The sequence below is a fragment of the Cupriavidus nantongensis genome (assembly GCF_041726985.1).
GTDB lineage: Bacteria > Pseudomonadota > Gammaproteobacteria > Burkholderiales > Burkholderiaceae > Cupriavidus > Cupriavidus nantongensis_A.
This window is the reverse complement of record NZ_CP168302.1, coordinates 2,189,517-2,211,934: the sequence shown is the minus strand read 5'-3', so window position 1 is coordinate 2,211,934 and position 22,418 is coordinate 2,189,517. Positions and strand designations below refer to the sequence as shown.

At 68.7% G+C, this 22,418-nt stretch carries 21 protein-coding genes; 12 read left to right on the top strand and 9 right to left on the bottom strand.

Translation table 11 applies throughout. The annotated features are described in order from the left end of the window. The first annotated feature begins 96 nt into the window (after positions 1–96). Both ACEI37_RS09685 and ACEI37_RS09680 read left to right on the top strand, forming a co-directional pair. The gene (locus tag ACEI37_RS09685) at positions 97–777 is read left to right on the top strand and encodes a Crp/Fnr family transcriptional regulator (RefSeq protein ID WP_373376508.1); all 681 of its coding nucleotides are present in this window, start codon (positions 97–99) and stop codon (positions 775–777) included. A gap of 153 nt (positions 778–930) precedes the next feature. Continuing rightward, the gene (locus ACEI37_RS09680) at positions 931–1,332 is read left to right on the top strand and encodes a hypothetical protein (RefSeq protein ID WP_373376507.1); all 402 of its coding nucleotides are present in this window, start codon (positions 931–933) and stop codon (positions 1,330–1,332) included. A gap of 88 nt (positions 1,333–1,420) precedes the next feature. Here the strand turns inward: ACEI37_RS09680 and ACEI37_RS09675 are convergent, their stop codons facing one another. Continuing rightward, entirely contained in the window at positions 1,421–2,317 is an 897-nt protein-coding gene (locus ACEI37_RS09675; RefSeq protein ID WP_373376506.1) for a LysR substrate-binding domain-containing protein, read from the bottom strand. Between the two features lie 111 nt (positions 2,318–2,428). On the opposite strand from ACEI37_RS09675, the gene phnA reads away from it, so the two are divergent. From phnA to ald, 3 genes are read left to right on the top strand one after another with little or no spacing between them, the layout of a single operon-like run. After that, complete coding sequence (phnA, locus tag ACEI37_RS09670) at positions 2,429–3,649, top strand: phosphonoacetate hydrolase (RefSeq protein ID WP_373376505.1); 1,221 nt, start codon at positions 2,429–2,431, stop codon at positions 3,647–3,649. 44 nt (positions 3,650–3,693) lie between these two features. Next, on the top strand, positions 3,694–5,385 hold the full coding sequence (locus ACEI37_RS09665; RefSeq protein WP_373376504.1) for a Na/Pi cotransporter family protein: 1,692 nt from the start codon (positions 3,694–3,696) through the stop codon (positions 5,383–5,385). A gap of 43 nt (positions 5,386–5,428) precedes the next feature. Next, entirely contained in the window at positions 5,429–6,547 is a 1,119-nt protein-coding gene (gene ald, locus ACEI37_RS09660) for an alanine dehydrogenase (RefSeq protein ID WP_373376503.1), read from the top strand. Positions 6,548–6,718: 171 nt separating this feature from the next. Here ald and phnY read toward each other — a convergent pair whose 3' ends face one another. The 3 genes from phnY to psrA form a co-directional block, all read right to left on the bottom strand. Continuing rightward, entirely contained in the window at positions 6,719–8,164 is a 1,446-nt protein-coding gene (gene phnY / locus ACEI37_RS09655; protein WP_373376502.1) for a phosphonoacetaldehyde dehydrogenase, read from the bottom strand. A gap of 83 nt (positions 8,165–8,247) precedes the next feature. Next, a complete protein-coding gene (locus tag ACEI37_RS09650) occupies positions 8,248–9,564 on the bottom strand; it encodes an MFS transporter (protein WP_373376501.1) in 1,317 nt (438 codons plus the stop codon). Between the two features lie 74 nt (positions 9,565–9,638). Next, positions 9,639–10,730 carry an iron-containing alcohol dehydrogenase PsrA gene (gene psrA, locus ACEI37_RS09645; RefSeq protein ID WP_373376500.1) on the bottom strand — a complete coding sequence of 364 codons (1,092 nt, stop codon included), beginning with the start codon at positions 10,728–10,730 and terminating at the stop codon, positions 9,639–9,641. Between the two features lie 246 nt (positions 10,731–10,976). Between psrA and ACEI37_RS09640 the strand changes: the two genes are divergently transcribed. After that, positions 10,977–11,849, top strand: a complete 873-nt coding sequence (locus ACEI37_RS09640; RefSeq protein ID WP_373376499.1) for a LysR substrate-binding domain-containing protein — start codon at positions 10,977–10,979, stop codon at positions 11,847–11,849. Here ACEI37_RS09640 and ACEI37_RS09635 read toward each other — a convergent pair. From ACEI37_RS09635 to pedF, 3 genes are all read right to left on the bottom strand, one after another. Beyond that, entirely contained in the window at positions 11,768–12,775 is a 1,008-nt protein-coding gene (locus ACEI37_RS09635) for a YihY/virulence factor BrkB family protein (RefSeq protein ID WP_373376498.1), read from the bottom strand. The two genes, ACEI37_RS09640 and ACEI37_RS09635, sit on opposite strands and share 82 nt — an antisense overlap. Before the next feature lie 182 nt (positions 12,776–12,957). Then, positions 12,958–13,866, bottom strand: coding sequence for a substrate-binding periplasmic protein (locus ACEI37_RS09630; protein ID WP_373376497.1), 909 nt, complete (start codon positions 13,864–13,866; stop codon positions 12,958–12,960). Between the two features lie 57 nt (positions 13,867–13,923). After that, on the bottom strand, positions 13,924–14,403 hold the full coding sequence (gene pedF, locus ACEI37_RS09625; RefSeq protein WP_025581905.1) for a cytochrome c-550 PedF: 480 nt from the start codon (positions 14,401–14,403) through the stop codon (positions 13,924–13,926). Positions 14,404–14,678: 275 nt separating this feature from the next. On the opposite strand from pedF, the gene ACEI37_RS09620 reads away from it, so the two are divergent. Beyond that, the gene (locus ACEI37_RS09620; RefSeq protein ID WP_373376496.1) at positions 14,679–16,673 is read left to right on the top strand and encodes a sigma-54-dependent Fis family transcriptional regulator; all 1,995 of its coding nucleotides are present in this window, start codon (positions 14,679–14,681) and stop codon (positions 16,671–16,673) included. A 173-nt stretch (positions 16,674–16,846) separates the two neighbouring features. On the opposite strand, the gene ACEI37_RS09615 is transcribed toward ACEI37_RS09620, so the two are convergent. Both ACEI37_RS09615 and ACEI37_RS09610 read right to left on the bottom strand, forming a co-directional pair. Then, on the bottom strand, positions 16,847–17,806 hold the full coding sequence (locus ACEI37_RS09615; protein WP_373376495.1) for an MBL fold metallo-hydrolase: 960 nt from the start codon (positions 17,804–17,806) through the stop codon (positions 16,847–16,849). After that, complete coding sequence (locus ACEI37_RS09610; RefSeq protein ID WP_373376494.1) at positions 17,806–18,741, bottom strand: alpha/beta fold hydrolase; 936 nt, start codon at positions 18,739–18,741, stop codon at positions 17,806–17,808. The genes ACEI37_RS09615 and ACEI37_RS09610 overlap by 1 nt, the downstream gene beginning before the upstream one ends. An 81-nt stretch (positions 18,742–18,822) precedes the next feature. Between ACEI37_RS09610 and pqqA the strand changes: the two genes are divergently transcribed. From pqqA to pqqE, 5 genes are all read left to right on the top strand, one after another. Next, positions 18,823–18,897 (top strand): pyrroloquinoline quinone precursor peptide PqqA, encoded by a 75-nt coding sequence (gene pqqA / locus ACEI37_RS09605; protein WP_012355514.1) that lies wholly within the window; start codon positions 18,823–18,825, stop codon positions 18,895–18,897. A 92-nt stretch (positions 18,898–18,989) separates the two neighbouring features. Further along, the gene (pqqB, locus tag ACEI37_RS09600) at positions 18,990–19,907 is read left to right on the top strand and encodes a pyrroloquinoline quinone biosynthesis protein PqqB (protein ID WP_373376493.1); all 918 of its coding nucleotides are present in this window, start codon (positions 18,990–18,992) and stop codon (positions 19,905–19,907) included. After that, positions 19,904–20,596 (top strand): pyrroloquinoline-quinone synthase PqqC, encoded by a 693-nt coding sequence (gene pqqC / locus ACEI37_RS09595; RefSeq protein WP_373376492.1) that lies wholly within the window; start codon positions 19,904–19,906, stop codon positions 20,594–20,596. Before pqqB ends, pqqC begins: the two co-directional genes overlap by 4 nt. Continuing rightward, complete coding sequence (pqqD, locus tag ACEI37_RS09590; protein ID WP_373376491.1) at positions 20,593–20,865, top strand: pyrroloquinoline quinone biosynthesis peptide chaperone PqqD; 273 nt, start codon at positions 20,593–20,595, stop codon at positions 20,863–20,865. Before pqqC ends, pqqD begins: the two co-directional genes overlap by 4 nt. Continuing rightward, positions 20,837–22,009, top strand: a complete 1,173-nt coding sequence (gene pqqE / locus ACEI37_RS09585) for a pyrroloquinoline quinone biosynthesis protein PqqE (RefSeq protein ID WP_373377745.1) — start codon at positions 20,837–20,839, stop codon at positions 22,007–22,009. The genes pqqD and pqqE overlap by 29 nt, the downstream gene beginning before the upstream one ends. Positions 22,010–22,418 lie beyond the last annotated feature (409 nt).

Sequence of the window (22,418 nt, the reverse complement as noted above, 5' to 3'; positions counted from 1 at the left end):
GCGCCCCGGGCTAAAGTCTGTTAAGTGTTAGACAATCTCGGCTCAGGCATGGAGGGCGATGTGGGACGTCAGGTGAAGGCCAGGGTGAAGCATCCGTTGAAAGCGGATGAACCGGTGCGCGCGCTGCCGCGCAGCGTGCTGGCCAGCGGCTGGCTGCGCAACGCACCGCCGCGCGTGCTGGATGCCGTGGCGCATGCCGCACGCCGCCAGCGCTTCGGCGACGGCGCGATGATCTTTGCGCGCGGCGACCCGCCCACGTATTTCTGCATGGTGGTGTCCGGGCGCGTGCGCATGAGCCGGGTCAGCAGCGGCGGGCGCGAGTCGGTGTACTCGGTGATCGGGCGCGGACGCTGGTTCGGCGAGATCTCGCTGCTCGACGGCAAGCCGCGCACGCATGACGCCTTCGCCGTCGGCAGCACCGAGCTGCTGGTGCTGGGCCAGCGCGATTTCCACCGCATCCTGGCCACGCATCCGGAAGGCATGCACCTGATCGTGCAGCAGATCTGCGCGCGCCTGCGGGTGGCCTTCGACCATGCGCAAAGCGCGGCGCAGGCCCCGGTCGACGCGCGCATGGCGGCGCGCCTGCTGGAGCTGGCCGACCGCACCGACCACGTCGTGCGCATCAGCGCGGAAGACCTGGGCGACATGGTCAGCCGCTCGCGCCAGACCGTCGCCAAGACGCTGCAGGCGTGGCAGGACGCCGGGCTGATCCGCCGCGCCTACCGCCAGATCGAACTGCTGGACCCGGCCGCGCTGAAGCGGCTTGCCCGGCGATGACGTTGCGCACGGCCAGCCCCGCGTGCGAATAACCTGCCTAGGCCGCGATAGCAAGACTGGTTAACGACCGTTGCAAAAACAAACAGAATGTCAGGTGCCCCGGCGCTACAGTGGCCATTCCCTTGCCTGTAGGCGTTTCTAGGAGGTACACGAATGAAGCAACATCTGGCGAAATCCCTGGTCATGGCCGGCGCGATGATCGCGTCCTATCCGCTGTTCGCGCAGCAGGCCCAGCCGCTGCAGCCAGGCCAGCCGATGCCGATGACCCAGCCGATGCAGCCGATGCCGTCCACCCCGCCGACGCAATCCGCGCAGGCGATGCCTGCGGCCCCGTCGGCACAGATGGCTCCAGTTGGCCAGGCTGCCCCGGCCACCGCTGGCAGCTATGCGCAGGCGCCCATGCCGCCGGCCCAGCCCGGCATGGCACCGGCGCCCGTCGATCCGTCGCTGCCAGGCGGCACGGTGTCGGCAGTGGACCCCGCCAGCATGAGCCTGGCTCCCGATGCGCTCGGCACGCGCCTGGGCCAGCGCAGCATGTTCCTCGACGGCGCCTGAGCGCCGGCCGGCGTGGGCCCGCAGCGCGCGGGCCGCGCGCCACGCATCCTCTCATCACGACACACGTAACACGCGGGCGCGCCCCGCCTCACCCTTCCCCGGCAGCCGCGCCCTGCTGCTGCAGCCATTCCAGGAAGGCGCGCAGGTGCAGCGGCTTGTCGGCATCGCGCGGCACCAGCGCATGGTAGGTGTTGCCAGGCGCGCGGATCGCGCCGAACGGCGTGGCGATGCGCCCGCCGGCGCGGTCCGCCTCCAGCGTGGGAAAGGTGCCGATGGCAAAGCCCAGGCTGTCCGCCACGGCCTGCAGCGTGACAAAGAAATGGTCGAAGCGCAGCGTGCGCACCGGCAGCAGCGACGCATGTCCGGCCTGCTGCAGCCATGACTCCCAACTGCCCGGCCGCGTTTCCGTATAGAGGAACACGCCCTCCACCAGGTCTTCCACCCCTTGCAGCGGCAACTGCCGCAGCAGCGCCGGACTGGCGATCACGGTCTGGTATTCGGCAAACACCGGCACCGATTCGAACTGCTCGCCGCGCTCCAGCGTGCGCCGTATCGCCACGTCGAAGGTGCCGTTGAAGCCCGCTTCATTGCTGAAGGCGGTAGAGACCCGCACGTCGACCTCCGGCTGCAGGCGCCGGAAATCATCCAGCCGCGGAATCAGCCAGCGCATGGCAAAGGTGGCCGGCGCGTTGACGCGCACCACCTTGCGCGTGGCGATGCGGCCATAGCGCTCGGACGCGGCGCTGATCTGGTCGAACGCCGTGCTGATCTCGCGCGCGAACGCCTGCGCGTGCACGGTCGGCACCATGCGCTGGCCCTGGCGGATAAACAGCGGCTGCCCCAGCCATTGCTCCAGGATCTCGATCTGCCGGCTGACTGCGCCATGGGTCAGGTGCAGCTCGCGCGCAGCAGCGGAATAGCTGCCGGCGCGGGCGGCTACCTCGAAGATGCGCAAGGCGTTGAGCGGGGGCAGCTTGTGCGGCATTGTGAGGTTTCCTGACGGAACCTGGAAAATAAACTCGATTGTGAGAGTTTATCGCTTAACTTAGCATCGGTCTCAGGCAAATCCCTTCACAAAACTGCGTCAAGAGATCCCATGAGCACCCAGATCCAGGCCAACGGCCATACCTACCAGCTTCCCGCCCGTCCCACCGTCATCGTCTGCATCGACGGCTGCGAGCAGGAATACATCAACCTTGCCGTGCAGGCGGGCGTCACGCCGTTCTTCGCCAGCCTGGCCAAACGAGGCACCGTACTGACCGGCGACTGCGTGGTGCCGTCCTTCACCAATCCCAATAACCTGTCCATCGTGACCGGCGTGCCGCCGTCGGTGCATGGCATCTGCGGCAACTTCTTCTACGACACCGAAGCCGGCGCAGAGGTGCTGATGAACGATGCCCGCTACCTGCGCGCGCCCACCGTGCTGGCCGCGGCGGCACAAGCCGGCGCAAAGGTCGCCGTGGTCACCGCCAAGGACAAGCTGCGCGCGTTGCTGGGCCACGGCCTCAAGGGCATCTGCTTCTCGGCGGAGAAGGCCGACCAGGCCACCCTCGAGGAAAACGGCATCGACGACGTGCTGCGCAAGGTCGGCATGCCCTTGCCGTCGGTCTACAGCGCGGACCTGTCCGAGTTCGTGTTTGCCGCCGGGGTTGGGCTGCTCGAAACCGAGCGGCCGGACCTGATGTACCTGTCCACCACCGACTACATCCAGCACAAGCATGCCCCCGGCACGGCCGGCGCCAATGCCTTCTACGCGATGATGGACAGCTACCTGCAGCGCCTCGACGCGTTGGGCGCGGTCATCGGCGTGACCGCCGACCATGGCATGAACGCCAAGACCGATTCGCTCGGCAAGGCCAACATCCTGTTCCTGCAGCAGGTGCTGGACCAGCGCTTCGGCATCGATGCCACCCGCGTGCTGCTGCCGATCACCGATCCCTATGTCGCCCACCACGGCGCACTGGGTTCCTATGCGACTGTGTACCTGCCTGCCGGCACCGACCAGCGCGCCGTGCATGAGGCCATCGCCGCACTGCCCGGCATCGAACTCGTGCTGGACAAGCGCGCCGCCAGCGAGCGCTTCGAGCTGCCGCCCGACCGCATCGGCGACCTGGTGGTGGTCAGCGAGCGGCTGACCGTGCTGGGCACCACGCCGGCGCGCCACGACCTGAGCGGCCTCGATGCACCGCTGCGCTCGCACGGCGGCCTGTCCGAGCAGAAGGTGCCGCTGCTGTTCAACCGCAAGGTCAGCGTGCCGGCCGGGCAGCGCCTGCGCAACTTCGACATCCTGCGGCTGGCGCTGAACCACGCCGACTGAAGCACAGCCAGGCCGGCCGCGGCCGGCCACACAGGCGAGGCGCCATGCAGATCCTGCTATCCCTGATGTCCGGTGTCGCCCTGCTGATCTGGGGCACGCACGTCACCCGCCACGGCATGCTCGAGGTGCTGGGCCCGCGCCTGCGTCTGGTGCTGGCCGCCGGCACCGCCAGCCCGCTGCGCGGCTTTATGGCGGGCCTGGGCGTGACCGCGCTGATCCAGAGCAGCAGCGCCACCGCGCTGATGACCAGCGCCTTCGTCGCCGGAGGGCTGGTATCGCTGCCGGCGGCGCTGCCGATCGTGCTGGGCGCCGATGTCGGCACCAGCGTGATGGCGCGCCTGCTGGCGGTCGATATCGCATGGCTGTCGCCGCTGCTGCTGGTCGTCGGCATCGCGCTGCGCCTGTCGGGAAAGGCCAGCGTGCGCGGGCAGGCCGGCGAGGTCGTGGTCGGACTCGGGCTGATCACGCTGGCGCTGCAGTTGATCCGGCTCTATACCGCGCCGCTGCTGCATGCCGAGATCGTCCGGGCCATGTTCAGCGCCCTCGGCAGCGACACCTTGCTGGCGGTGGTGGTCGGCGCGCTGGTGACACTGCTCGCCTACTCCAGCCTGGCAGCGGTGCTGCTGACCGCCACCCTCGCCATGGCCGGCGTGATCGCCCCCGCCACCGCGCTGCCGCTGGTACTCGGCGCCAATCTCGGCAGTGGCCTGATTGCGTGCCTGGCCAATGCCGGCGGCGCACCGGCCGCGCGACGCGTGTCGCTGGCCAACCTGCTGTTCCGCATTATCGGCATGCTGGCCTGCCTGCCGCTGCTCGACGCCGTGCCACCGTTGCTGGCGCGTCTCGGCAGCCAGGCCGGCACCATGGCAATCGATTTCCACATGGCCTTCAACCTGACGCTGGCCGCCACGCTGATCTGGTTCGTCAAGCCGGTGGCGGCGCTGTGCACGCGCTGGCTGCCCGATGCCCAGCGCGAGGCCGCCAGCGGTGGGGCCCGTTACCTGAGCCAGGGCGACCTGCAGCACCCGTCGGTGGCGCTCGGCAATGCCGCGCGCGAGGTCGTGCGCATCGGCGACGTGATCGAAGAGATGATCAGTGGCATGAAGCTCTCGGTGGTCGGCAACGACCGCGCCATGAATGCCCGCTGCCGTGCGTTGGATGACCGTATCGATGACCTGTATTCGTCGGTCAAGATGTACCTGACCGACGTCGACGCCAGCCGCCTCGACCATGACGATACCGCGCGCTGGGACGAGATCATGCTGGTCAATATCAACCTGGAGTATGTGGGGGATATTGTGGAGCGGATCCTGGCTGACCTGGACCAGCGCAAGCTGAGCCGCAGCTACCGGTTCTCGGACGAGGGCAGCGCGGAACTGCTCGAGTTGTGCGACATGCTGGTCGGGAACTTGCGGACCAGGCTGTCGCTGTTCGTCGCTGGCGACCGTACCGCTCCGGCATTGCTGCACGACTGTGCCGCCGTATTCCAGGCCCGTGCCGAGCGCTTCACCGCGCGCCACATCGCGCGTGTGGCACAGCGGCGCACGGCAAGCGTGGAGACCAGTGCCTTGCACCTGGATATCTTGCGCGAGCTTTCGCAGATGAACTCGCTACTGTGCGCGGCGCCCGCAGGCATGCCCAGCGCCCAGCGCAGTGCCCTCGCCGAGGACCCTCCGTTCCTGCCTGCCGAACACCCCGGCGCGCTGCACGCACCGGAACGCCTGCTTAGTCCGTGACGCCGCCTCCAAAGGAGACTTTCATGCAAGCAAAGGAGACAACATGAAAATCGGAGTACCCAAGGAAATCAAGAACCACGAATACCGGGTGGGCCTGACACCCTCTTCAGTTCGAGAAATCGCGGCACACGGCCACATGGTGTTGGTGGAAAGCGGCGCCGGGGCCGGCATCGGTGCCGGCGACGCCGATTACCGCAAGGCGGGCGCGACCATCGTGGGGTCGGCGGCAGACGTGTTTGCCAAGGCGGACATGATCGTCAAGGTCAAGGAGCCGCAGGCAGCAGAACGCGCCATGCTGCGCGAGGGCCAGATCCTCTTCACCTACCTGCACCTCGCGCCCGACCCCGACCAATGCGCCGGGCTGGTCAACAGCGGCGCCATCTGCATCGCCTACGAGACCGTGACGCAGGCTGGCGGCGGACTGCCACTGCTGGCGCCGATGTCGGAGGTGGCGGGCCGCATGTCGGTGCAGGCTGGTGCGCATTGCCTCGAGAAGGCACGCGGAGGCATGGGCATCCTGCTCGGTGGCGTGGCGGGCGTGGAGCCGGCCAGGATCGTGATCCTGGGTGGCGGCGTGGTCGGCTCCAACGCCGCCCAGATCGCAGTGGGCACGGCCGCGCAAGTGGTGGTCATCGACCGAAACCTGGACGTGCTGCGCCGCGTGGACCGGCTGCTGGGTGCGCGGGCTATGACGGTGTATTCCAACCAGGACAATGTGGAGCGCCATGTGCTGTCCGCTGACCTGGTGATCGGCGCGGTGTTGATCCCGGGCGCTGCCGCGCCCAGGCTGGTAACCAGTACCATGGTCGACGCCATGAAGCCGGGCGCCGTCATCGTCGACGTCGCCATCGACCAGGGCGGCTGTTGTGAAACCGCGCACGCCACCACGCACGCGGACCCGACCTACACCGTTGGCAATGTGTTGCACTACTGCGTGGCCAACATGCCCGGCGCCGTGCCCCGCACGTCTACCTATGCCTTGAACAATGCCACGCTTCCCTTTGCGTTGCAGCTCGCCGACAAGGGATGGAAAGCGGCGCTGTCGGAGAACACCCACCTGGCGAACGGACTGAACGTGGCATACGGCAAAGTGACTTGCCGGGAAGTCGCGCAGGATCTTGGCTACGAGTACGTGGATCCTGCCACCGTACTGGCCGCCTGAAACCGCTGGCGGCGCAATAGCAGGGCAGCGGCGCAGCACGGATGGTGCCCGCCGCAGCTTCCGCGTGCCTGGACAGTTGCTCCAGGATCGCCGGGTCAAGCGACTGCGCGCCGGGGCCGGCAGTGCAGGGACGAACTGGCCTGCCGGCCCCGGCGCGCAGGCCATCGCTGCTTACCACGGCAGCGAGTAGGTCTTGGTATTGCAGAAGCTCTTCATCGCCTCCAGCACGCCCTCTTTGTAGCCCAGGCCAGAGTCCTTGATCCCCCCGAACGGCGTCAGCTCAAGCCGGTACCCCGGCACCTCCCGCACATTGACACTACCAACCTTAAGCTCACGCACGAAGCGCGTGATGTAGTCGAGCCGGTTGGTGCAGACCGACGACGACAGCCCGTAGGCGGTGCCGTTGGAGATGCGGATCGCATCGTCAATGTCCTTGAAGCGAATTACCGGCGACACCGGCCCGAAGGTCTCATGCTTTGCCACCGTCATCTCGGGATCGACGTGATCGAGCACCGTTGGCGAGTACAGCGCCCCGCGACGGATATTGCCGTAGCGCAGCGTGGCCCCGGCGGCAATTGCATCATTGACCACCGCCTCGAACTGGATCGCCGCGGCTTCGTCGATGACAGTGCCCATGTCGACCTTCGGATCCATCGGGTCGCCATAGTTGACGGCTTCGGTCTTCTGCACCAGCAGTTGGACAAAGCGCTCCGCCACCGACTCATGCACCAGCATGCGCTTGATCGCCGTGCAGCGCTGGCCGGAGTTCTTGTAGGATCCGCTGGCTGCCAGCGTGGCGGCTTCTTCCAGGTCGGCGTCTTCCATCACGATGATGGGATCGTTGCCGCCCAGCTCCAGCACCTGGCGCTTGTAGGTGGCGGTAGCGGCAATGTACTTGCCGATCGGCACGCCGCCGGTAAAGGTCACCAGGTCGACGTCGGGGTGCGTCAGCATCTCGTCGGCGATCACGCGCGGGTCGCCGGTGATGACCGACAGCATCTGCGGCGGCAGTCCCGCTTCATACAGGATATCGGCCAGCAGATAGGCAGCCAGCGGCGTCTTCTCGCTGGGCTTGAGCACCATGCGGTTGTTGGTGGCCACCGACGGCGCGACCTTGTGGATCACCTGGTTGAGCGGGTGGTTGAACGGCGTGATCGCGGTGATCACGCCCAGCAGCGGCTCGCGCAGGGTATAGACCTTGCGGCTCTTGCCGTGATGGGTCAGGTCGCACGAGAACACCTGGCCGTCGTCGACCAGCGCCTGGTTGGCGGCAAACAGCAGCACGTCCGAGGCGCGGCCGACTTCGTACAGCGAATCCTTGCGGCACAGGCCGGATTCCAGCGTGATGGTGCGCGAGATTTCATCCAGGCGCGAGGCGATAATCTCGCCCGCGCGCATCAGGATCTTGTAGCGCTCGTAGCGTGTCAGCGTGGGCTGGTAGTCGCGCGCGATGCGGTAGGCACGGCGAACGTCGTCGAGCGTGGCCTTGGGCACGGTGGCGATGACTTCGCCGGTGTAGGGATAGGTCACCTCGATCACGTCTTCGCGGTAGATCTTCTCGCCGACGATGCGCAGCGCTTCGTGGCGGATCTCGGTGGTGGCGTGCAATGCGGTCATGGTCATGCCCTGGCGGGCCTCATTTAATAAAGGGAAATCGATGCGGATGCGCGTGCGGGCCGGCGCCGGGCCGGCCCGCGTGCTCAACGGCGGATGAAGGCCGCGATTACGGCGCTGATCATGCAGCTGGCTGCCACGATCGGGAACACCAGCGAAGTATTGCCGGACTGGTCCAGGATGCGGCCGATCAGCGGCTCGCCCAGTCCGGCGAGCAGATAGGAGAAGAAATTGAGGATGCCGGTGGCGGTGCCCGCCCGCTTCGCGCCGACCAGGTCCGGACACAGCGCCCAGAACGACGAGGCCGGACCATAGACGAAGAAGCCAGCCAGGAACAGCGCGACGATCGCGCCCATGCCGGTCGGCAGCTGGTACATGACCATCGACGCGATCGCGCCCAGCACCATGTAGAGCATGATCGCCTTGCTGCGGCTGGAGCCGAACAGCCGGTCCGAAATCCAGCCGTTGGACAGCGCGCCGAACGCCATGCCCACCGGCAGCGCGACCGAGATCCAGGCCGGGTCGATCAGCGTCTCGGCGGTCTTCCAGTTCTTGCCCAGGAAGTGCACCGGCACCCACACGATCAGGCCATAGCGCGCCGCGTTCTGGAAGCCGATCGACAGCCCCGCGATGATCAGGCGCGGATTGCGCAGCACCGCCTTGTAGCGCGACCAGGAGCTTTCCTCGGCATCGCTTTCGGCCGTTGTGCGGGCCGGCGCGTGCGGGTCGGCATCCTCGCCCTTGGCTACACCGGTATCGGGCGACCTGTAGCCCAGGTCTTCCGGCCGCTCGCGCACGATCAGGTAGAAGGTGATGCCGCCCAGCAGCATCAGCAGCACCGGCAGGCGGAAGATCCAGCGCCAGTCCAGGTGCAGGATGTTCACCACCACGATCGAGGTCACGAACGACAGCACCGAGGCGCAGCCGGCCGCGAACACATAGAAGCCGTAGACTTTGCCGCGTTCTTCGGCGCCCCACCAGTTCGACAGCAAGCGGCTGCCGGGGGCCCACCCCAGTGCCTGGAAATAGCCGTTGATGCCCCACGGAATCGCCAGGCTCTTGAAGCCGACCGCGAAGCTCACCACCCAGTTGGCCGCGCACGACAGGATCGCACCGGCGGTCATCACGCGGCGCCCGCCGAACTTGTCGCCGAGGTTGCCGTTGATGGCCTGGCCGATGGCGTAGCACCACAGCAGGCAGGTCGAGGCCCAGCCCAGCGCCGCCTTGGACAGGCCGAACTCTTCCTGGATGCCGGGAATGGCAAAGCCAAAGGTCTGCCGCCCGGTGTAGAAAAAGAAATAGCAGAACATCGCCGCCAGCAGCATGCGCCACTGTGCGCGCCGGAACGATTGCTCGGCCGGGGCGACGTATGCCCCCACCTGGATGCGATCGGCAGTTTCCATGGTTGTCTCCTTTTGTATTGTCGGCCCGTATGCCGGGCTCGTGTGGCCGGGTAAACACCGGCCGGTGGGAACGGCTAGGCAGGCACGGCGCCGATGAAGTTCTTGCCGCGGGCGCCGTCCAGCGCACGCGCGATCATGGCGCCGGCCTCGTCGTCGCTGACGCCGTAGTCGGCAAATTCGGTCTTCACGCCCAGTCCTTGCAGCAAGGCGCGCAGGCGCTGCTGCCCGCCGGCGAGCGACGGCCCGAACAGCCGCTGCAGCGTGCGGTCGCGGTCAGGGCGGCGCGCCCAGGCTTTTTCCAGCACCAGCGGCAGCGTGAACGAGCAGGCAATGCCGTGCGGCAGGCCGTGGCGCAGCGTCATCTCGTAGGAAATCGAATGCGCCAGCGCGGTCTTGGTGTTGGAGAACGCCAGTCCGGCCTTGAGTGCGGCCAGGGCCATGCGCTCGCGCAGCGGCAGGTCGTCCAGTTGCTGGACCAGTTGCGGCAGGGTCTCGAAGATGTCCTCGACCGCCGACACCGCAAAGGTGTCGGAGACCGGGTTGGCATTGACGTTCCAGATCGATTCGAGCGCATGCGACAGCGCATCGAGGCCGGTGGCAATGGTGGTGCCGCGCGGCACCGACAGCATCAGTTGCGCATCGACGATGGCGGCCTCGGGCCAGGTCTGCGGCAGGTGCAGCGAGTATTTCTTCTGGTTCGCCGCGTCCCAGATGGTGGCCCACGGCGTGACTTCGCTGCCGGTGCCAGCGGTGGTCGGCACCGCGATCAGCGGCTTGACCTGCGCCGGCGTGAACGACTTGCCGGTCGCCAGCAGGCTGATCAGCGAGTCGAAGCGGCCCGATCGGGTGCCGACCATCAGCGCCTTGGCGGTATCGATGGCGCTGCCGCCGCCGACTGCGACGATGGCGTCGCAGCGATCGGCGTGTTCCCAGAAGCGGTTGTACAGGCCGGACAGCTGCGCGACATCGGGGTTGGGCTGCACGTCTTCGATCAGCCCGGCCAGGTCCGCGCCCAGCAATGCTTCCAGCCGCGCCACCAGGCCCAGCGCGCGCGCTTCCGGGAAGGTCACGACCACGGCGCGCCGGCCGTGCAGCAAGGCCGGCAACTGGTCGAGCGCGCCGGGCCCGCAATGGATCGACACGGGGTTGTGGTAGGCATGGGTCATGGGGAGTCTCCTCGGTTCTGGCTCTGGGTTGCGTTGGCCGCGGTCGGCACCGCGCGCCTGGTTGCCAGAAGTGTGGGAGACGCCAAAACCCCGGTCCAATCGCATCTTTGACGCGCGGGTGCGCCAAAACCGATGGATCGCCGCTGCGCCCTGCCGGCCTCGGGGAAACCCTGTACGCATCGGCGCGCGGCTGTGGGAGACTCGCCGGACACGCCGCCGCAGCGGCGGCCAGCCCCCATCCATCCCATGTTCCACCAGTACTACAAGTCGATCCGCTGCTTCCACGCGGTGGCGCGCACCGGCGGCTTCACCGCCGCGGCGCATTACCTGCATATCGGGCAACCTACCGTGACCGACCAGGTCAAGGCGCTGGAGACGCGCTTCGGCGTCGAGCTGTTCCTGCGCAGCGGGCGCAGCGTGCGCCTGACCGAGACCGGCGAGCGGCTCTATGCAATCACGCAGGGGCTGTTCGGGCAGGAAGAGGAGGCCATGCAGTTCCTGCACAGCGCGCACAAGCTCAAGACCGGGCTGGTGCGGGTGGGCGCGGTGTCACCGCCGATCGCGCTCGGGCTGGCGCGCAGCTTCCGCAGCGCGCACCCGGCGCTGGAGCTGACCGTCACCATCGGCTCGGAGGCCTCGGTGCTGCGCGGCCTGCAGGACTTCGACATCGACGCCGGCATCCTTGCCGAGCCCGACCCGGTGGCGGGGCTGCATGTCGTGCCCTATCGCAAGGAACGCATCGTCGCGGTAATGCCGGCGGGCCACGCGCTGGCCGCGCGCACGGCGGTCACGCTGCAGGATCTCGCCGGCGAACCCGTGATCCTGCGCGAAGCGGGCTCGAAGACGCGTGACCGCGTCGAGCGCGCCTGCGCGCAGCATGGCGTGGCATTGCACTGCGCGATGGAGATCAACAGCCGCGAGGCCATCCTGCATGCGGTGGCCAGCGGCATGGGGCTGAGCTTCGTTACCGAGATCGAATGCATCCCGCTGCCGGGGCTGCAGGTGGTGCCGGTGGACGAGCCGCTGCTGTCGATCGACTATTCCCTATGCTGCCTGGGGGTGCGCAAGGAGCGGCCGTTGATCTCGACGCTGTTCGCGGTAGCGCTCGGCGGCGGCTGAGGCTGAGCGAGCTCGCGCTCACGCTCACGCTCGGCCTCGGCCGCGGCCTCGTGCCGGCGCGAGCCGTAGCGGCGCGCGTACTGCCAGGTGAACTCCGCGCCCAGCAGGAAGATCTGCGCGGAGTAGTACACCCACAGCAGCAACACCACCAGCGAGCCGGCCGCGCCATAGCCGTTGGCCACGCCGCTCTTGCCGATATACAGGCCGATCAGGAACTTGCCCAGCGTGAACAGCAGCGCCGTCACCGCCGCGCCCAGCCAGACGTCGGGCCAGCGCACCTTGGCGCGCGGCATGATCTTGTAGATCATGGCGAAGACCACCGTGATCAGCACCAGGCTGACCACGGTGTCGAGCACATGGGCGATCAGTTCCTCGGCCCCGAACAGCGGCCCCCACAGGCGGTTGAGCGCGGAGATGGCCGCGCTCAGCAGCAGCGACACCACCAGCAAAAAGCCGATCCCCAGGATCATGCCGAACGACAGCAGCCGCGCGCGCAGCAGCGAGAACAGGCCGGAGCTCTTGTGCCGCTCGGGCACCTCCCAGATCCGGTCCAGCGCCGACTGCAGCTCGGCAAAGACCGTGGTCGCGCCGATCAGCAGCACCACCACGCCGACCACCGCCGTCAGCGCGCTGGCCGCGGGCTTGCTGACCGCCAGCAGCATGGCCTCGACGGTCTTGGCGCCTTCCGGGCCGAGCAGCCCCTGCAGCTGCGCCACCACTTCGCCGCGCGCAGCCTCGTGGCCGAACACCACGCCCGCCACCGAGATCACGATCAGCAGCAGGGGCGCGATCGAGAACACGGTGTAGTAGGCCAGCGCCGCGCCCATGCTGGGGTCGTAGTCTTCCACCCAGGCGTTGACGGTATCCCGCAGCAGCCCGTAGAGCGCGCGGGGCGAGGACAGCAGAACCGACGAGATGGAAGGCATCGCCCGATCCCCAGTCACGATACTGCCCTGCCCCCGCAATTCCCGTTCCTGCCCGCGGCCATGTGCTGCGGCGATGGCAGGCGTGGCGCCAGGGCGCTACCGGCGCGGCACCGGGCTGCCGCGGGTGTACCAGTTGCCCGACCTGGGATGCCAGATCGCATGCATTCTTTACAACGCCTGACTCACGGCGCCTGCATCGACACCCCGTAGCCGCCAAAGATGCGCGCCAGCTCGCCGTTGCCGCGCAGCGTATCCAGAGCCGACTGCAGCGCCTCGGCCAGCTCGCGTTCGCCGGCCTTGACCGCCATGCCGACGGCCCAGCCGCGCGCCGGCAGCAGCGGCGCGCTGATGTCGCTGGCGACATAGCGGCTGGCGGCGTGGCCGCCGGCCTTGAGCGCGCTTTCATACTGGGCGCGCGTCACCAGCGCCGCGGCGATCTCGCCGGCGAACAGCGCGTGCAGTGCCAGGGCGGGCTCGGGGTAGATCCTGACCCGGTCGCGCAGCGTGCCGCCGCCGGCGGACAATAGCGCGTTGGCCCCGGCCGAGCCCGCGGCCGCGCCGGTGGGCTGGCCGGCCAGGTCTTCCAGGCCGCGCACGTCCGGCACGCGCTCGCGGTCCCGCACCAGCACGAAGGTCTCGCGATAGTAGGGGGCGACGATCAGCGCCTTGTCGTTGGCGCGCATGAAGGCGCGGTCGACCGGCACGTGCAGCATCACGTCGGCCGGTCCGTAGCCCAGGTAATGGCCGCGCCAGACCATCGCGCGCAGGTCGTCGGCCATGTTCTCGTCGGCATCGAACGGCAACAGCGCCACTGACAGGCCCAGCGCCTTGCCAAGCGCCTGCGCCAGCGCCACGTCGATGCCGGCGTACTGGCTGCCGGCCAGCGACGAGAACGGCGGCAGGCCCTTGTACACCGCCACCTTCAGCGTGCCGGCCTGGCGGATGCGGGCCAGGTCGGCATGCGCCGGCGACACGCCGAGCAAGGCGGCGGCAGAGAGCAGCATGCAGCCGAGCCAGCGCAGCATCCGGGCCGGCGGTGCGGGCAGGACGGAAATGGTAAGCCGTGGGCCGCGGACGGGGCTGTCAGGCATGGCATTGCTCCAGTTGGATGAAGGGGACCGGCGGCATCGATAGCGTTGGCGCGGCGCTTACTCGTGGCGCGATTCCAGGTAGGTCTTGATGGCCCAGACCGCCTCCTGGCTCAGCACGCCGTCGAACGGCGGCATGTAGACGCGGCCGTCGCGGGTGCGGCCCTTGCGCACGGTGGTGGCGTAGAACTGCGAGATCTCGCTCTGGCAGGCCTGCTTCTTTTTGGCGTCGGCCAGGGCGACGCAGTCGCCGTCCAGCTTGCGCAGGTCGGGGGCAATGCCGCCCGACACGGCTTCGAGCCCGTGGCAGCGCGCGCAGTTCTGGTTGTACGCCGACGAGCCGATGCGCAGCGCCTCTTTGTGCGCATCGCCGCTGCGGTAGGGATTGTCCGGACGCCATTCGTCGCCCAGCTGTGGTAACGCTTTGGTATCGACTGCCTGGGGCGTGACATCGCCGTGGGCCAGCACCGGGCCGGCGGAAAAAGCGGTCAGGGACGCGCAAAGCGAAAGCAAGGCGAGCAGGCGGCGCTGCGTTTTCATGGATGTCTCCTACAGTGATGGGGCTGGCTTTGTTTGATGCTTGTGTTTGCCCCGTTTCCGCAAGAGCCATACCAACGCGGCGACGCGCTGAAAATGCCGGATTTGCCGGGAAAAAGCGCCCGGGCAACGCCGCGGCGCCGCAGCGGTGTCCCGGAATGCCACACCCTGGCAAGTGTTTTGCTTCACCACGCAACACTGTCGAGCCCGCGCCTGGCGCGACCGGCAGCGACCCGCGCAAAGATCGCGGGCGGAATTTTCCACAAGGAGACCGAGACATGACCATCCAGCCGGATCCGCATCCGCGCGCGGACGCCCCCGGTGATACCGGGCAGCACGAGCGTGCCGAGCTGATTGCCCAGGCCCACCAGCGCTCGGAGTCTTACGGCCTGCGCCCCTACGAGTCGCCCGACTTCTGCCCGGTGCTGCAAAGCGAGCTGAAGACCCGCATCGAACGCAGCCAGTCGCTGTTCACCTATGCCCTGCCGGTGATGGAGACGCTGCACGACCAGATCGTCGACACCCAAAGCATGATCGTGCTGACCGACGCCGACGGGCTGATCCTGCACGCCATAGGCGATGACGACTTCCTCGCCCGCGCCGACAAGATCTCGCTGCGCCCCGGCTCGGAGTGGTCGGAGGCGCGCCGCGGCACCAACGCCATCGGCACGGCGCTGGCCGAGAACCGCGCCACGCTGGTCCACGGCGCCGACCATTACCTGGAGGCCAACCAGTTCCTGACCTGCTCGTGCATGCCGATCCTGGACCCTTACGGCAAGACCGTGGGCGCGCTCGACGTGACCGGCGACCAGCGCGGCTTCCACAAGCACACCATGGCGCTGGTGCGGATGTCGGCGCAGATGATCGAGAACCAGCTGTTCGGCAACGCCTTCCGCGACATGGTGTGCATCCGCTTCCATTCGCGCGCCGAGTTCCTGGGCACGCTGGTGGAGGGCATCGTCTCGTTCACGCCCGGCGGGCGCTTCCTGTCGGCCAACCGCAGCGGGCAGTTCCAGCTGGGCCTGTCCATCGGCGCGCTGCAGGCGCATACCTTCTCGTCGCTGTTCGGGTTGTCGATGTCGCAGCTGTTCGACGCGGCACGCGCGGCGCATGCGGGCATCGTCCCGTTGCACCTGCCCAGCGGCGTCAAGGTCAGCGCGCGCGTGGAATGGAAAACCCCGGCCGCGGCGCTGCCCGGCGGCACCGAGGCGCGCCAGGCCGGCACGAGCGGCGCCACCGGCGTGCCGCGCAGCCTGGCGCTGGGCCCGGCACCCTCGCCGGGGCTCGAGGAGCTGGACACCGGCGACGCGCAGATCCGCGCCGTGATCGGAAAGCTGCGCAAGGTCATCGGCAAGGACATCCCGGTGATGGTGCTGGGCGAGACCGGCACCGGCAAGGAGCTGATGGCGCGCGCCATCCATGCCGACAGCGCGCGCCGCGCCGGCCCCTTCATCGCCGTCAACTGCGCCTCGATCCCGGAAAACCTGATCGAGTCGGAGCTGTTCGGCTACGAGGAAGGCGCCTTCACCGGCGCGCGCAAGAAGGGCGGCATCGGCAAGATGCTGCTGGCCAACGGCGGCACGCTGTTTCTGGACGAGATCGGCGACATGCCGCTGCACCTGCAGGGCCGCCTGCTGCGCGCGCTGCAGGAGCGCGCGGTGTCGCCGCTGGGCAGCAGCAAGGTGATCCACATCGACGTCTCGGTGGTGTGCGCGACCAACCGCAACCTGCGCGACCTGGTCGCCAGCGGCCAGTTCCGCGAAGACCTGTACTACCGCCTGAACGGGCTGGTGGTGCGGCTGCCGGCGCTGCGCGAGCGCAGCGACCTCGACGTGGTGGCCGGCAAGCTGCTGCGCCAGGACCACGGCGGGGGCGCGGCCGGTGCGGACAACAACGCGCCCCGCATCAGCGAAGCGGTGATGGCGCTGTTCCGCCGCTACCACTGGCCGGGCAATATCCGCCAGCTCGGCAACCTGCTGCGCACCGCGCGGCTGATGGCCGAAGGCGAAGCCGAGATCACCGAGGAGCACCTGCCCGACGACTTCCTCGACGACCTGCGCGAGGCGCCCGCGCCCATGGCCGCGCCGGCCGTGGCGATGGCGCAGGGCATGCAGCCCACGCGGCTGGCCGAGGTCGAGGCGATGGCGATCGTGGCCACGGTCAAGGCGCACAACGGCAATATCTCGGCGGCGGCCAAGGCGCTGGGAATCTCGCGCAACACCGTCTACCGCAAGATGGAGGAAGCGCGCGGGCTGCCGCAGCAGGGCGGCTGACATCGGGCGCGCATGCCGGCTTCGGCCGTCAATGCAGTTCAGTTGACCACCGTCGTTCCCGCGCAGGCGGGAACCCAGTGACTTTTCCCCGAAGGGGACGTGAAAGACGCTGGATTCCCGCCTGCGCGGGAATGACAGTAGTGTTTGATGCCTTAACTGAACGGCATTCGGCTTCAAGCCGGCAGTTCTCCCTGCATCCACGCGTCTTCCAGCTGGCGCCAGGCGCGCTGCAGGTTCAGCGGATGGCGCGTCTGGAAATGGCGCCAGTGGCGGAACGGCGCCGCCGCCACGGCATCGACCGCCTGGGTCGCATCGCGGCCAGCGCCCAGCGCGGCGCCGATGCCGTCGGCGAGCGCATCGAGATAGGCCAGCGTCGGCACCAGCGTCTGCGCAGGCGTGCCGGTCGCGGTGGCGACGACGGTGTCCGCCGGCAACGCGATCAGTTGCCGCAGCGCCTGGCGCCACCGCTGCAGCGACGCTTCCTGCATCTCCGGCACACGTTGGCGATACGCCAGGCCGCCGGCGCACAGCAGCCGCAGCTGCGGCGCGTACAGCACGGTATCCGACGCGCTGTGGGCCGGCGCATGCACCTGCACCTGCCACGCCGTATCGCCGGTGTGCAGCCAGGCGCCATCCTGCAGCGCCAGCTCCGGCAACACGATCTCGGTGCCGCGCATGGCCGCGCGCCCGAGCTGCGCGGTCAGGCTGGCCAGACAGGCCTCGCATCGTTGCCGCATCAACGCGGCGGTGGCGACCGACGCCAGGAACCGCGGCCGCGGCCGCAGCCCGGCAAACGCGGCATTGGCCAGCACGTTCTCCGGATGGGCGTGAGTGTTGACCACCCAGCGCACCGGCCGCGTCGTCAGCGCACGGATCGCGCCGAGCAGCGCCCTGCCCCACGCCGCGTGCGGCCCGGGATCGACCACCAGCACGCCCGCGCGCGTGACATGAACCAGGCTGGGCACCACCGCGCCGGCGTTGGCGCGCATGGCTTCGGCGTTGGCGGCGCGGGCGACGCAGACGCCCGGCTGCAGCGGGTCCAGCGCGACCCGCGTGCCGGCCGCCGTGGCGGGCCCCCAGGCGTCGAACGCCAGCGCCAGCGTGGTTCCGAGAAAGGCGCGACGCGTAGCCATCAGCGCTGCCACGCGCTGGCGCGGATCGCGTCCGCGAGTGCGTCGCGCATGGCGCCGTCGGCCAGGTGCCCGCCGTCCACCCAGGCCAGCCGCGCGGCCGGCATGGCGTGTCGCAGCCGCAGGGCATTGGCGGGCCGGCATACCGCGTCGGCGCGGCCATGCAGCAGCGTCACCGGCAGGCCCTGCGCGGTAATGTCCCGCGCCGCGCGCAGCAAGGCGGGCTTGCCCAGGCCGGCGCGGTGGCGCAGGTAATGCGCCTGGATGCGGTACTTGCGTATCGTGGCGAACCGCTTGCGCGCGGACTGCCGGCGTTCTTGCGCAAGGCCCCGCAGCGCGAGACGGTCCAGCTCGAGCCGGCGCCACGCGGCCGCGGTGTCTCGTTTTTGAACAGCTGTCCCACTTTGCAACAGTCGAGACACCGTCAGCAGCCGGGCGCGCGCCTCGGGCAGCCGCTCGCCCGCCGGCGCGACGCGGCGGAGCAGGCCGTCGCCGGCACGCGGCGCAAACAGGCCCAGCACGTCGTCGCGCCCGGTCAGGAAGGCGCCGCGCAATACCAGCGCTGCGACCGCATGCGGATAGCGCGCGGCGTAGGCCAGTGCCAGCGCCGCGCCCCACGATCCCCCGACCACGCCCCAGCGCGCGATGCCGAGCGCCGCGCGCAGCTGCTCCAGGTCGGCCAGCAGCGCGCCGACGTTGTTGCGCCGCATGCCGCCGGCCGGGGTCGAGCGGCCGGCGCCGCGCTGGTCGGGCATCACCACGCGGTGCCGTTGCGGGTCGAACCATGCCGCCATCGACGCGGCGCAGCCGCTGCCCGGCCCGCCATGCAAGACCAGCCAGGGCTCGCCGTGCGGCGGGCCGCCCAGCCGCACGTGCAGGCGCTGCGCGTCGGGCGTGCGCAGGTGGAAAACGGTGTGGTCCAAGGTGGTGTCGGGCATGGTTGTTGCCTTTCCGGGCATTGCGGCAGCCACGCTGCCATGCCGCAACGCTAATCACTAACCATGCCAAAGGAGACCGACATGACCTGGACCACGCCCGCCTACACCGAGCTGCGGCTCGGCTTTGAAATCACGATGTATATCGCCAACCGCTGAGCGGCCTCGGCGTTCCGCAGCCAGGCGCCGCCGGTGGTTACCGGTATGGCGCCTGCGCGGCGACGCCGCGATCCACATCGAGCGCTCGCGCCATGACCACCATCCGGGTACTGGGATCGGCCGCCGGTGGCGGCTTCCCGCAATGGAACTGCAATTGCCGCAACTGCGACGGCGTGCGCCGCGGCACCGTGCGCGCCACGCCGCGCACGCAATCGTCGATCGCGCTGTGCGGCGACGGCCCGGAAGCCGTCCTGGTCAACGCCTCGCCCGACATCCTGCAGCAGCTGCGCCAGACCCCCGCGCTGCAACCCGCCCGCGCCGGGCGCGACACCGCGATTGCCGCGGTGCTGCTGATGGACGCGCAGATCGACCACGTCACCGGCCTGTTGATGCTGCGCGAACACCGCCAGGCGCTGCCGCTCTACGCCACCGCCAGCGTGCTCGACGACCTGGCGGGGGCGTTCCCGCTGACCCGCATCCTGTCGCACTACTGCGGGCTGCGGCAACATGCGTTGCCCTGCGATGGCACGGCGTTCTCGGTGCCGCCGCTGGATAACGTAGCGCTGACCGCGGTCCCGCTGCAAAGCAAGGCGCCGCCCTACTCGCCCAGGCGCCACGCGCCGCAACCCGGCGACAACATCGGCCTGCGCATCGAAGACCGCCGCAGTGGGCGCAGCGCCTTCTATGCGCCCGGGCTGGGCCAGGTTGACGACCACGTGTTCGCGCAGCTGCGCCGCGCCGACGTGGTGCTGGTCGACGGCACCTTCTGGCGCGACGACGAAATGCAGGCGCTGGGCTACTCCACGCGCAGCGCCGCCGACATGGGCCACCTGGCCCTGTCCGGGCCGGGCGGGATGATCGAGGTGCTGGACCGCCTGCCCGCCCGCCGCAAGATCCTTATCCACATCAACAACACCAATCCGGTGCTGGCGGAAGACTCGCCCGAGCGTGCCGAGCTGGCCCGGCACGGCATCGAGCTCGCCTGCGACGGCATGGAAATCGCGCTATGACAGCCACCGTTGCCTGGACCCCTGCCGAATTCGAGGCGCGCCTGCGCGCCCGCGAAAGCGGCTACCACATCCACCATCCGTTCAACCAGCGCATGGCGGCAGGCCAATGCACGCCAGCGCAGATCCGCACCTGGGTGGCCAACCGCTTCTACTACCAGGCCAGCATCCCGCTCAAGGATGCCGCGATCCTGTCCAACTGCCCCGACCGCGCCACGCGCCGCGAGTGGGTGGTGCGCATCCTCGACCATGACGGCACCGACGCCGAGCCCGGCGGCATCGAGGCCTGGCTGCGGCTGGGCCAGGCCGTCGGCCTGGAGCGCGACGCGCTGCTGGATCACCGGCAGGTGCTGCCCGGGGTGCGCTTCGCCGTCGACGCCTATGTCAACTTCGCGCGCCGCGCGCCGTGGCAGGAGGCGGTGTGCTCGTCGCTGACCGAGATGTTCGCGCCGAAGATCCACCAGGAGCGGCTGGCGGGATGGCCCACGCACTATCCTTGGATCGAGGCCGGCGGCCTCGACTACTTCCGCTCGCGCATCCCGCTGGCGCAACGCGACGTCGACCACGGCCTGCGCGTGACGCTGGACCATTTCCGCAGCGCCGCGCAACAGCAGCGCGCCCTTGACATCCTGCAGTTCAAGCTCGACGTGCTGTGGTCGATGCTCGACGCCATCCAGCAGGCCCACGCATGACCTCCGGCACGCAAGACCTCGCCACCCCGACCCTGCACCGCACCTTCCGGCTGCAGTGGGAGGACTCGCAGCAAAGCTGGGTGCTGCTGTATCCCGAAGGGATGGTCACGCTCAACGACAGCGCCGCCGCGATCCTGCAGCGCTGCGATGGCAACCATACGCTCGACATGCTGATCGACGACCTGCAGGCCGCTTTCGGCGTGCAGGGCATCGCGCCGGAGGTCCATGCCTTTGTCAAACATGCCACCGAACGCGGCTGGCTGGTCTGAGCCGGCGCCGCCCGGCCCGCCGTTGTGGCTGCTGGCCGAGCTGACCTACCGCTGCCCGCTGCACTGCGCGTTCTGCTCCAATCCGGTCGACTATGCCCGCCATGCAGAGGAACTGGATACCGCGCAGTGGTGCGAGGTGTTCACCCAGGCGCGCGCGCTGGGCGCGGTGCAGCTGGGCCTGTCCGGCGGCGAGCCGCTGCTGCGCAAGGACCTGGAGACGCTGGTGCGCCATGCGCGCGGCCTCGGTTTCTACACCAACCTGATCACCTCCGGCGTGGGCCTGACCGACGCCCGCCTGGCGGCGCTGCACGAGGCGGGCCTGGACCATATCCAGCTGTCATTCCAGGACTCCACGCGCGAGCTCAATGACTTCCTCTCGAGCACCCGCACGTTCGAGCTAAAGCAGCGCGTTGCCAGGCTGATCAAGGCGCACGGCTATCCGATGGTGATGAACTGCGTGCTGCACCGTCACAACCTGCCGCACGTCGGCACCATCATCGAGCTGGCCTTGCAGCTGGGCGCCGAATACCTGGAGCTGGCCAATACGCAGTACTACGGCTGGGCCTGGGAGAACCGGCTGGCACTGATGCCGACGCGGGAACAGCTGCGCGAGGCCGAGGCCGTAGTGCGGCAGTACCGCGCGCGCATCGGCCGGCAATGCCAGATCCTGTTCGTGGTGCCGGACTATTTCGAGGAACGGCCGAAGAAGTGCATGAACGGCTGGGGCACCACCTTCCTGGGCGTGGCGCCGGACGGCACCGCGCTGCCGTGCCACGCGGCCCGCATGCTGCCGGACCTGGCCCTGCCCAACGTCAGGACCGACACGCTGCGCGAGATCTGGCAGCACAGCGACGCCTTCCGCCGCTTTCGCGGCACGCAGTGGATGCCGCAACCGTGCCGCTCGTGCGAGCACAGCGAAGCGGATCTTGGCGGCTGCCGCTGCCAGGCCTTCCTGGTCACCGGCGATGCCGCAGCAACCGACCCCGCCTGCGCGCAGGCCCCCGGGCACGGGCGTCTGCGCGAGATCGTGTTGGAGGGCCGGCTTGCGGCGGCGCAAACGGCGGCGCAAACGCGCGAGTATCCGATGGTGTTTCGCAGCGATGCCAACTCGTTGAGATTGGGTTCGCGGAATTCCGGGGGATAAGGTCGGGCCGCGCGGACAGATGCGGTTGACTTCGTGGATGCGCCGGCCCTCACCCCCGGCCCCTCTCCCGCAAGCGGGAGAGGGGAGCAAACCCGCAGCGTCATAAACGGACTCGAGCTTTCCAAATCCCGATTGTGTACTCCCTCTCCCGCTTGCGGGAGAGGGTTGGGGTGAGGGCAGGAGCATCAACGAAGTGAAGGCCATCGCTATTGCCACCGCCGGCCCTCACCCCCGGCCCCTCTCCCGCAAGCGGGAGAGGGGAGAAAACAAGCGGACAAGAAAAGCCCGAAGGATCGCCCACGATAACGCGTGCGAGCGCAGCGACGCACTCCGTGCCCGAGCAGCAGACCTGAGATTGGGAGCGCGCGCAGCGCAGCCGAAGGCGTCCCACCAATAACGCCGTTAGCAG

What these genes read in the sequence shown, in the direction of transcription:
- phnA (WP_373376505.1), top strand. Translation starts at nt 2,429, where the DNA reads ATGAGCACCCAGATCCAGGCCAACGGCCATACCTACCAGCTTCCCGCC.
- pedF (WP_025581905.1), bottom strand. Translation starts at nt 14,403, where the DNA reads ATGAAAACGCAGCGCCGCCTGCTCGCCTTGCTTTCGCTTTGCGCGTCC.
- phnY (WP_373376502.1), bottom strand. Translation starts at nt 8,164, where the DNA reads ATGACCGCATTGCACGCCACCACCGAGATCCGCCACGAAGCGCTGCGC.
- ACEI37_RS09620 (WP_373376496.1), top strand. Translation starts at nt 14,679, where the DNA reads ATGACCATCCAGCCGGATCCGCATCCGCGCGCGGACGCCCCCGGTGAT.
- ACEI37_RS09630 (WP_373376497.1), bottom strand. Translation starts at nt 13,866, where the DNA reads ATGCCTGACAGCCCCGTCCGCGGCCCACGGCTTACCATTTCCGTCCTG.
- psrA (WP_373376500.1), bottom strand. Translation starts at nt 10,730, where the DNA reads ATGACCCATGCCTACCACAACCCCGTGTCGATCCATTGCGGGCCCGGC.
- ACEI37_RS09650 (WP_373376501.1), bottom strand. Translation starts at nt 9,564, where the DNA reads ATGGAAACTGCCGATCGCATCCAGGTGGGGGCATACGTCGCCCCGGCC.
- ACEI37_RS09640 (WP_373376499.1), top strand. Translation starts at nt 10,977, where the DNA reads ATGTTCCACCAGTACTACAAGTCGATCCGCTGCTTCCACGCGGTGGCG.
- ACEI37_RS09680 (WP_373376507.1), top strand. Translation starts at nt 931, where the DNA reads ATGAAGCAACATCTGGCGAAATCCCTGGTCATGGCCGGCGCGATGATC.
- ACEI37_RS09610 (WP_373376494.1), bottom strand. Translation starts at nt 18,741, where the DNA reads ATGCCCGACACCACCTTGGACCACACCGTTTTCCACCTGCGCACGCCC.
- ACEI37_RS09665 (WP_373376504.1), top strand. Translation starts at nt 3,694, where the DNA reads ATGCAGATCCTGCTATCCCTGATGTCCGGTGTCGCCCTGCTGATCTGG.
- ACEI37_RS09615 (WP_373376495.1), bottom strand. Translation starts at nt 17,806, where the DNA reads ATGGCTACGCGTCGCGCCTTTCTCGGAACCACGCTGGCGCTGGCGTTC.
- pqqE (WP_373377745.1), top strand. Translation starts at nt 20,837, where the DNA reads ATGCCACCGAACGCGGCTGGCTGGTCTGAGCCGGCGCCGCCCGGCCCG.
- pqqD (WP_373376491.1), top strand. Translation starts at nt 20,593, where the DNA reads ATGACCTCCGGCACGCAAGACCTCGCCACCCCGACCCTGCACCGCACC.
- pqqB (WP_373376493.1), top strand. Translation starts at nt 18,990, where the DNA reads ATGACCACCATCCGGGTACTGGGATCGGCCGCCGGTGGCGGCTTCCCG.
- ACEI37_RS09675 (WP_373376506.1), bottom strand. Translation starts at nt 2,317, where the DNA reads ATGCCGCACAAGCTGCCCCCGCTCAACGCCTTGCGCATCTTCGAGGTA.
- ACEI37_RS09635 (WP_373376498.1), bottom strand. Translation starts at nt 12,775, where the DNA reads ATGCCTTCCATCTCGTCGGTTCTGCTGTCCTCGCCCCGCGCGCTCTAC.
- pqqC (WP_373376492.1), top strand. Translation starts at nt 19,904, where the DNA reads ATGACAGCCACCGTTGCCTGGACCCCTGCCGAATTCGAGGCGCGCCTG.
- ald (WP_373376503.1), top strand. Translation starts at nt 5,429, where the DNA reads ATGAAAATCGGAGTACCCAAGGAAATCAAGAACCACGAATACCGGGTG.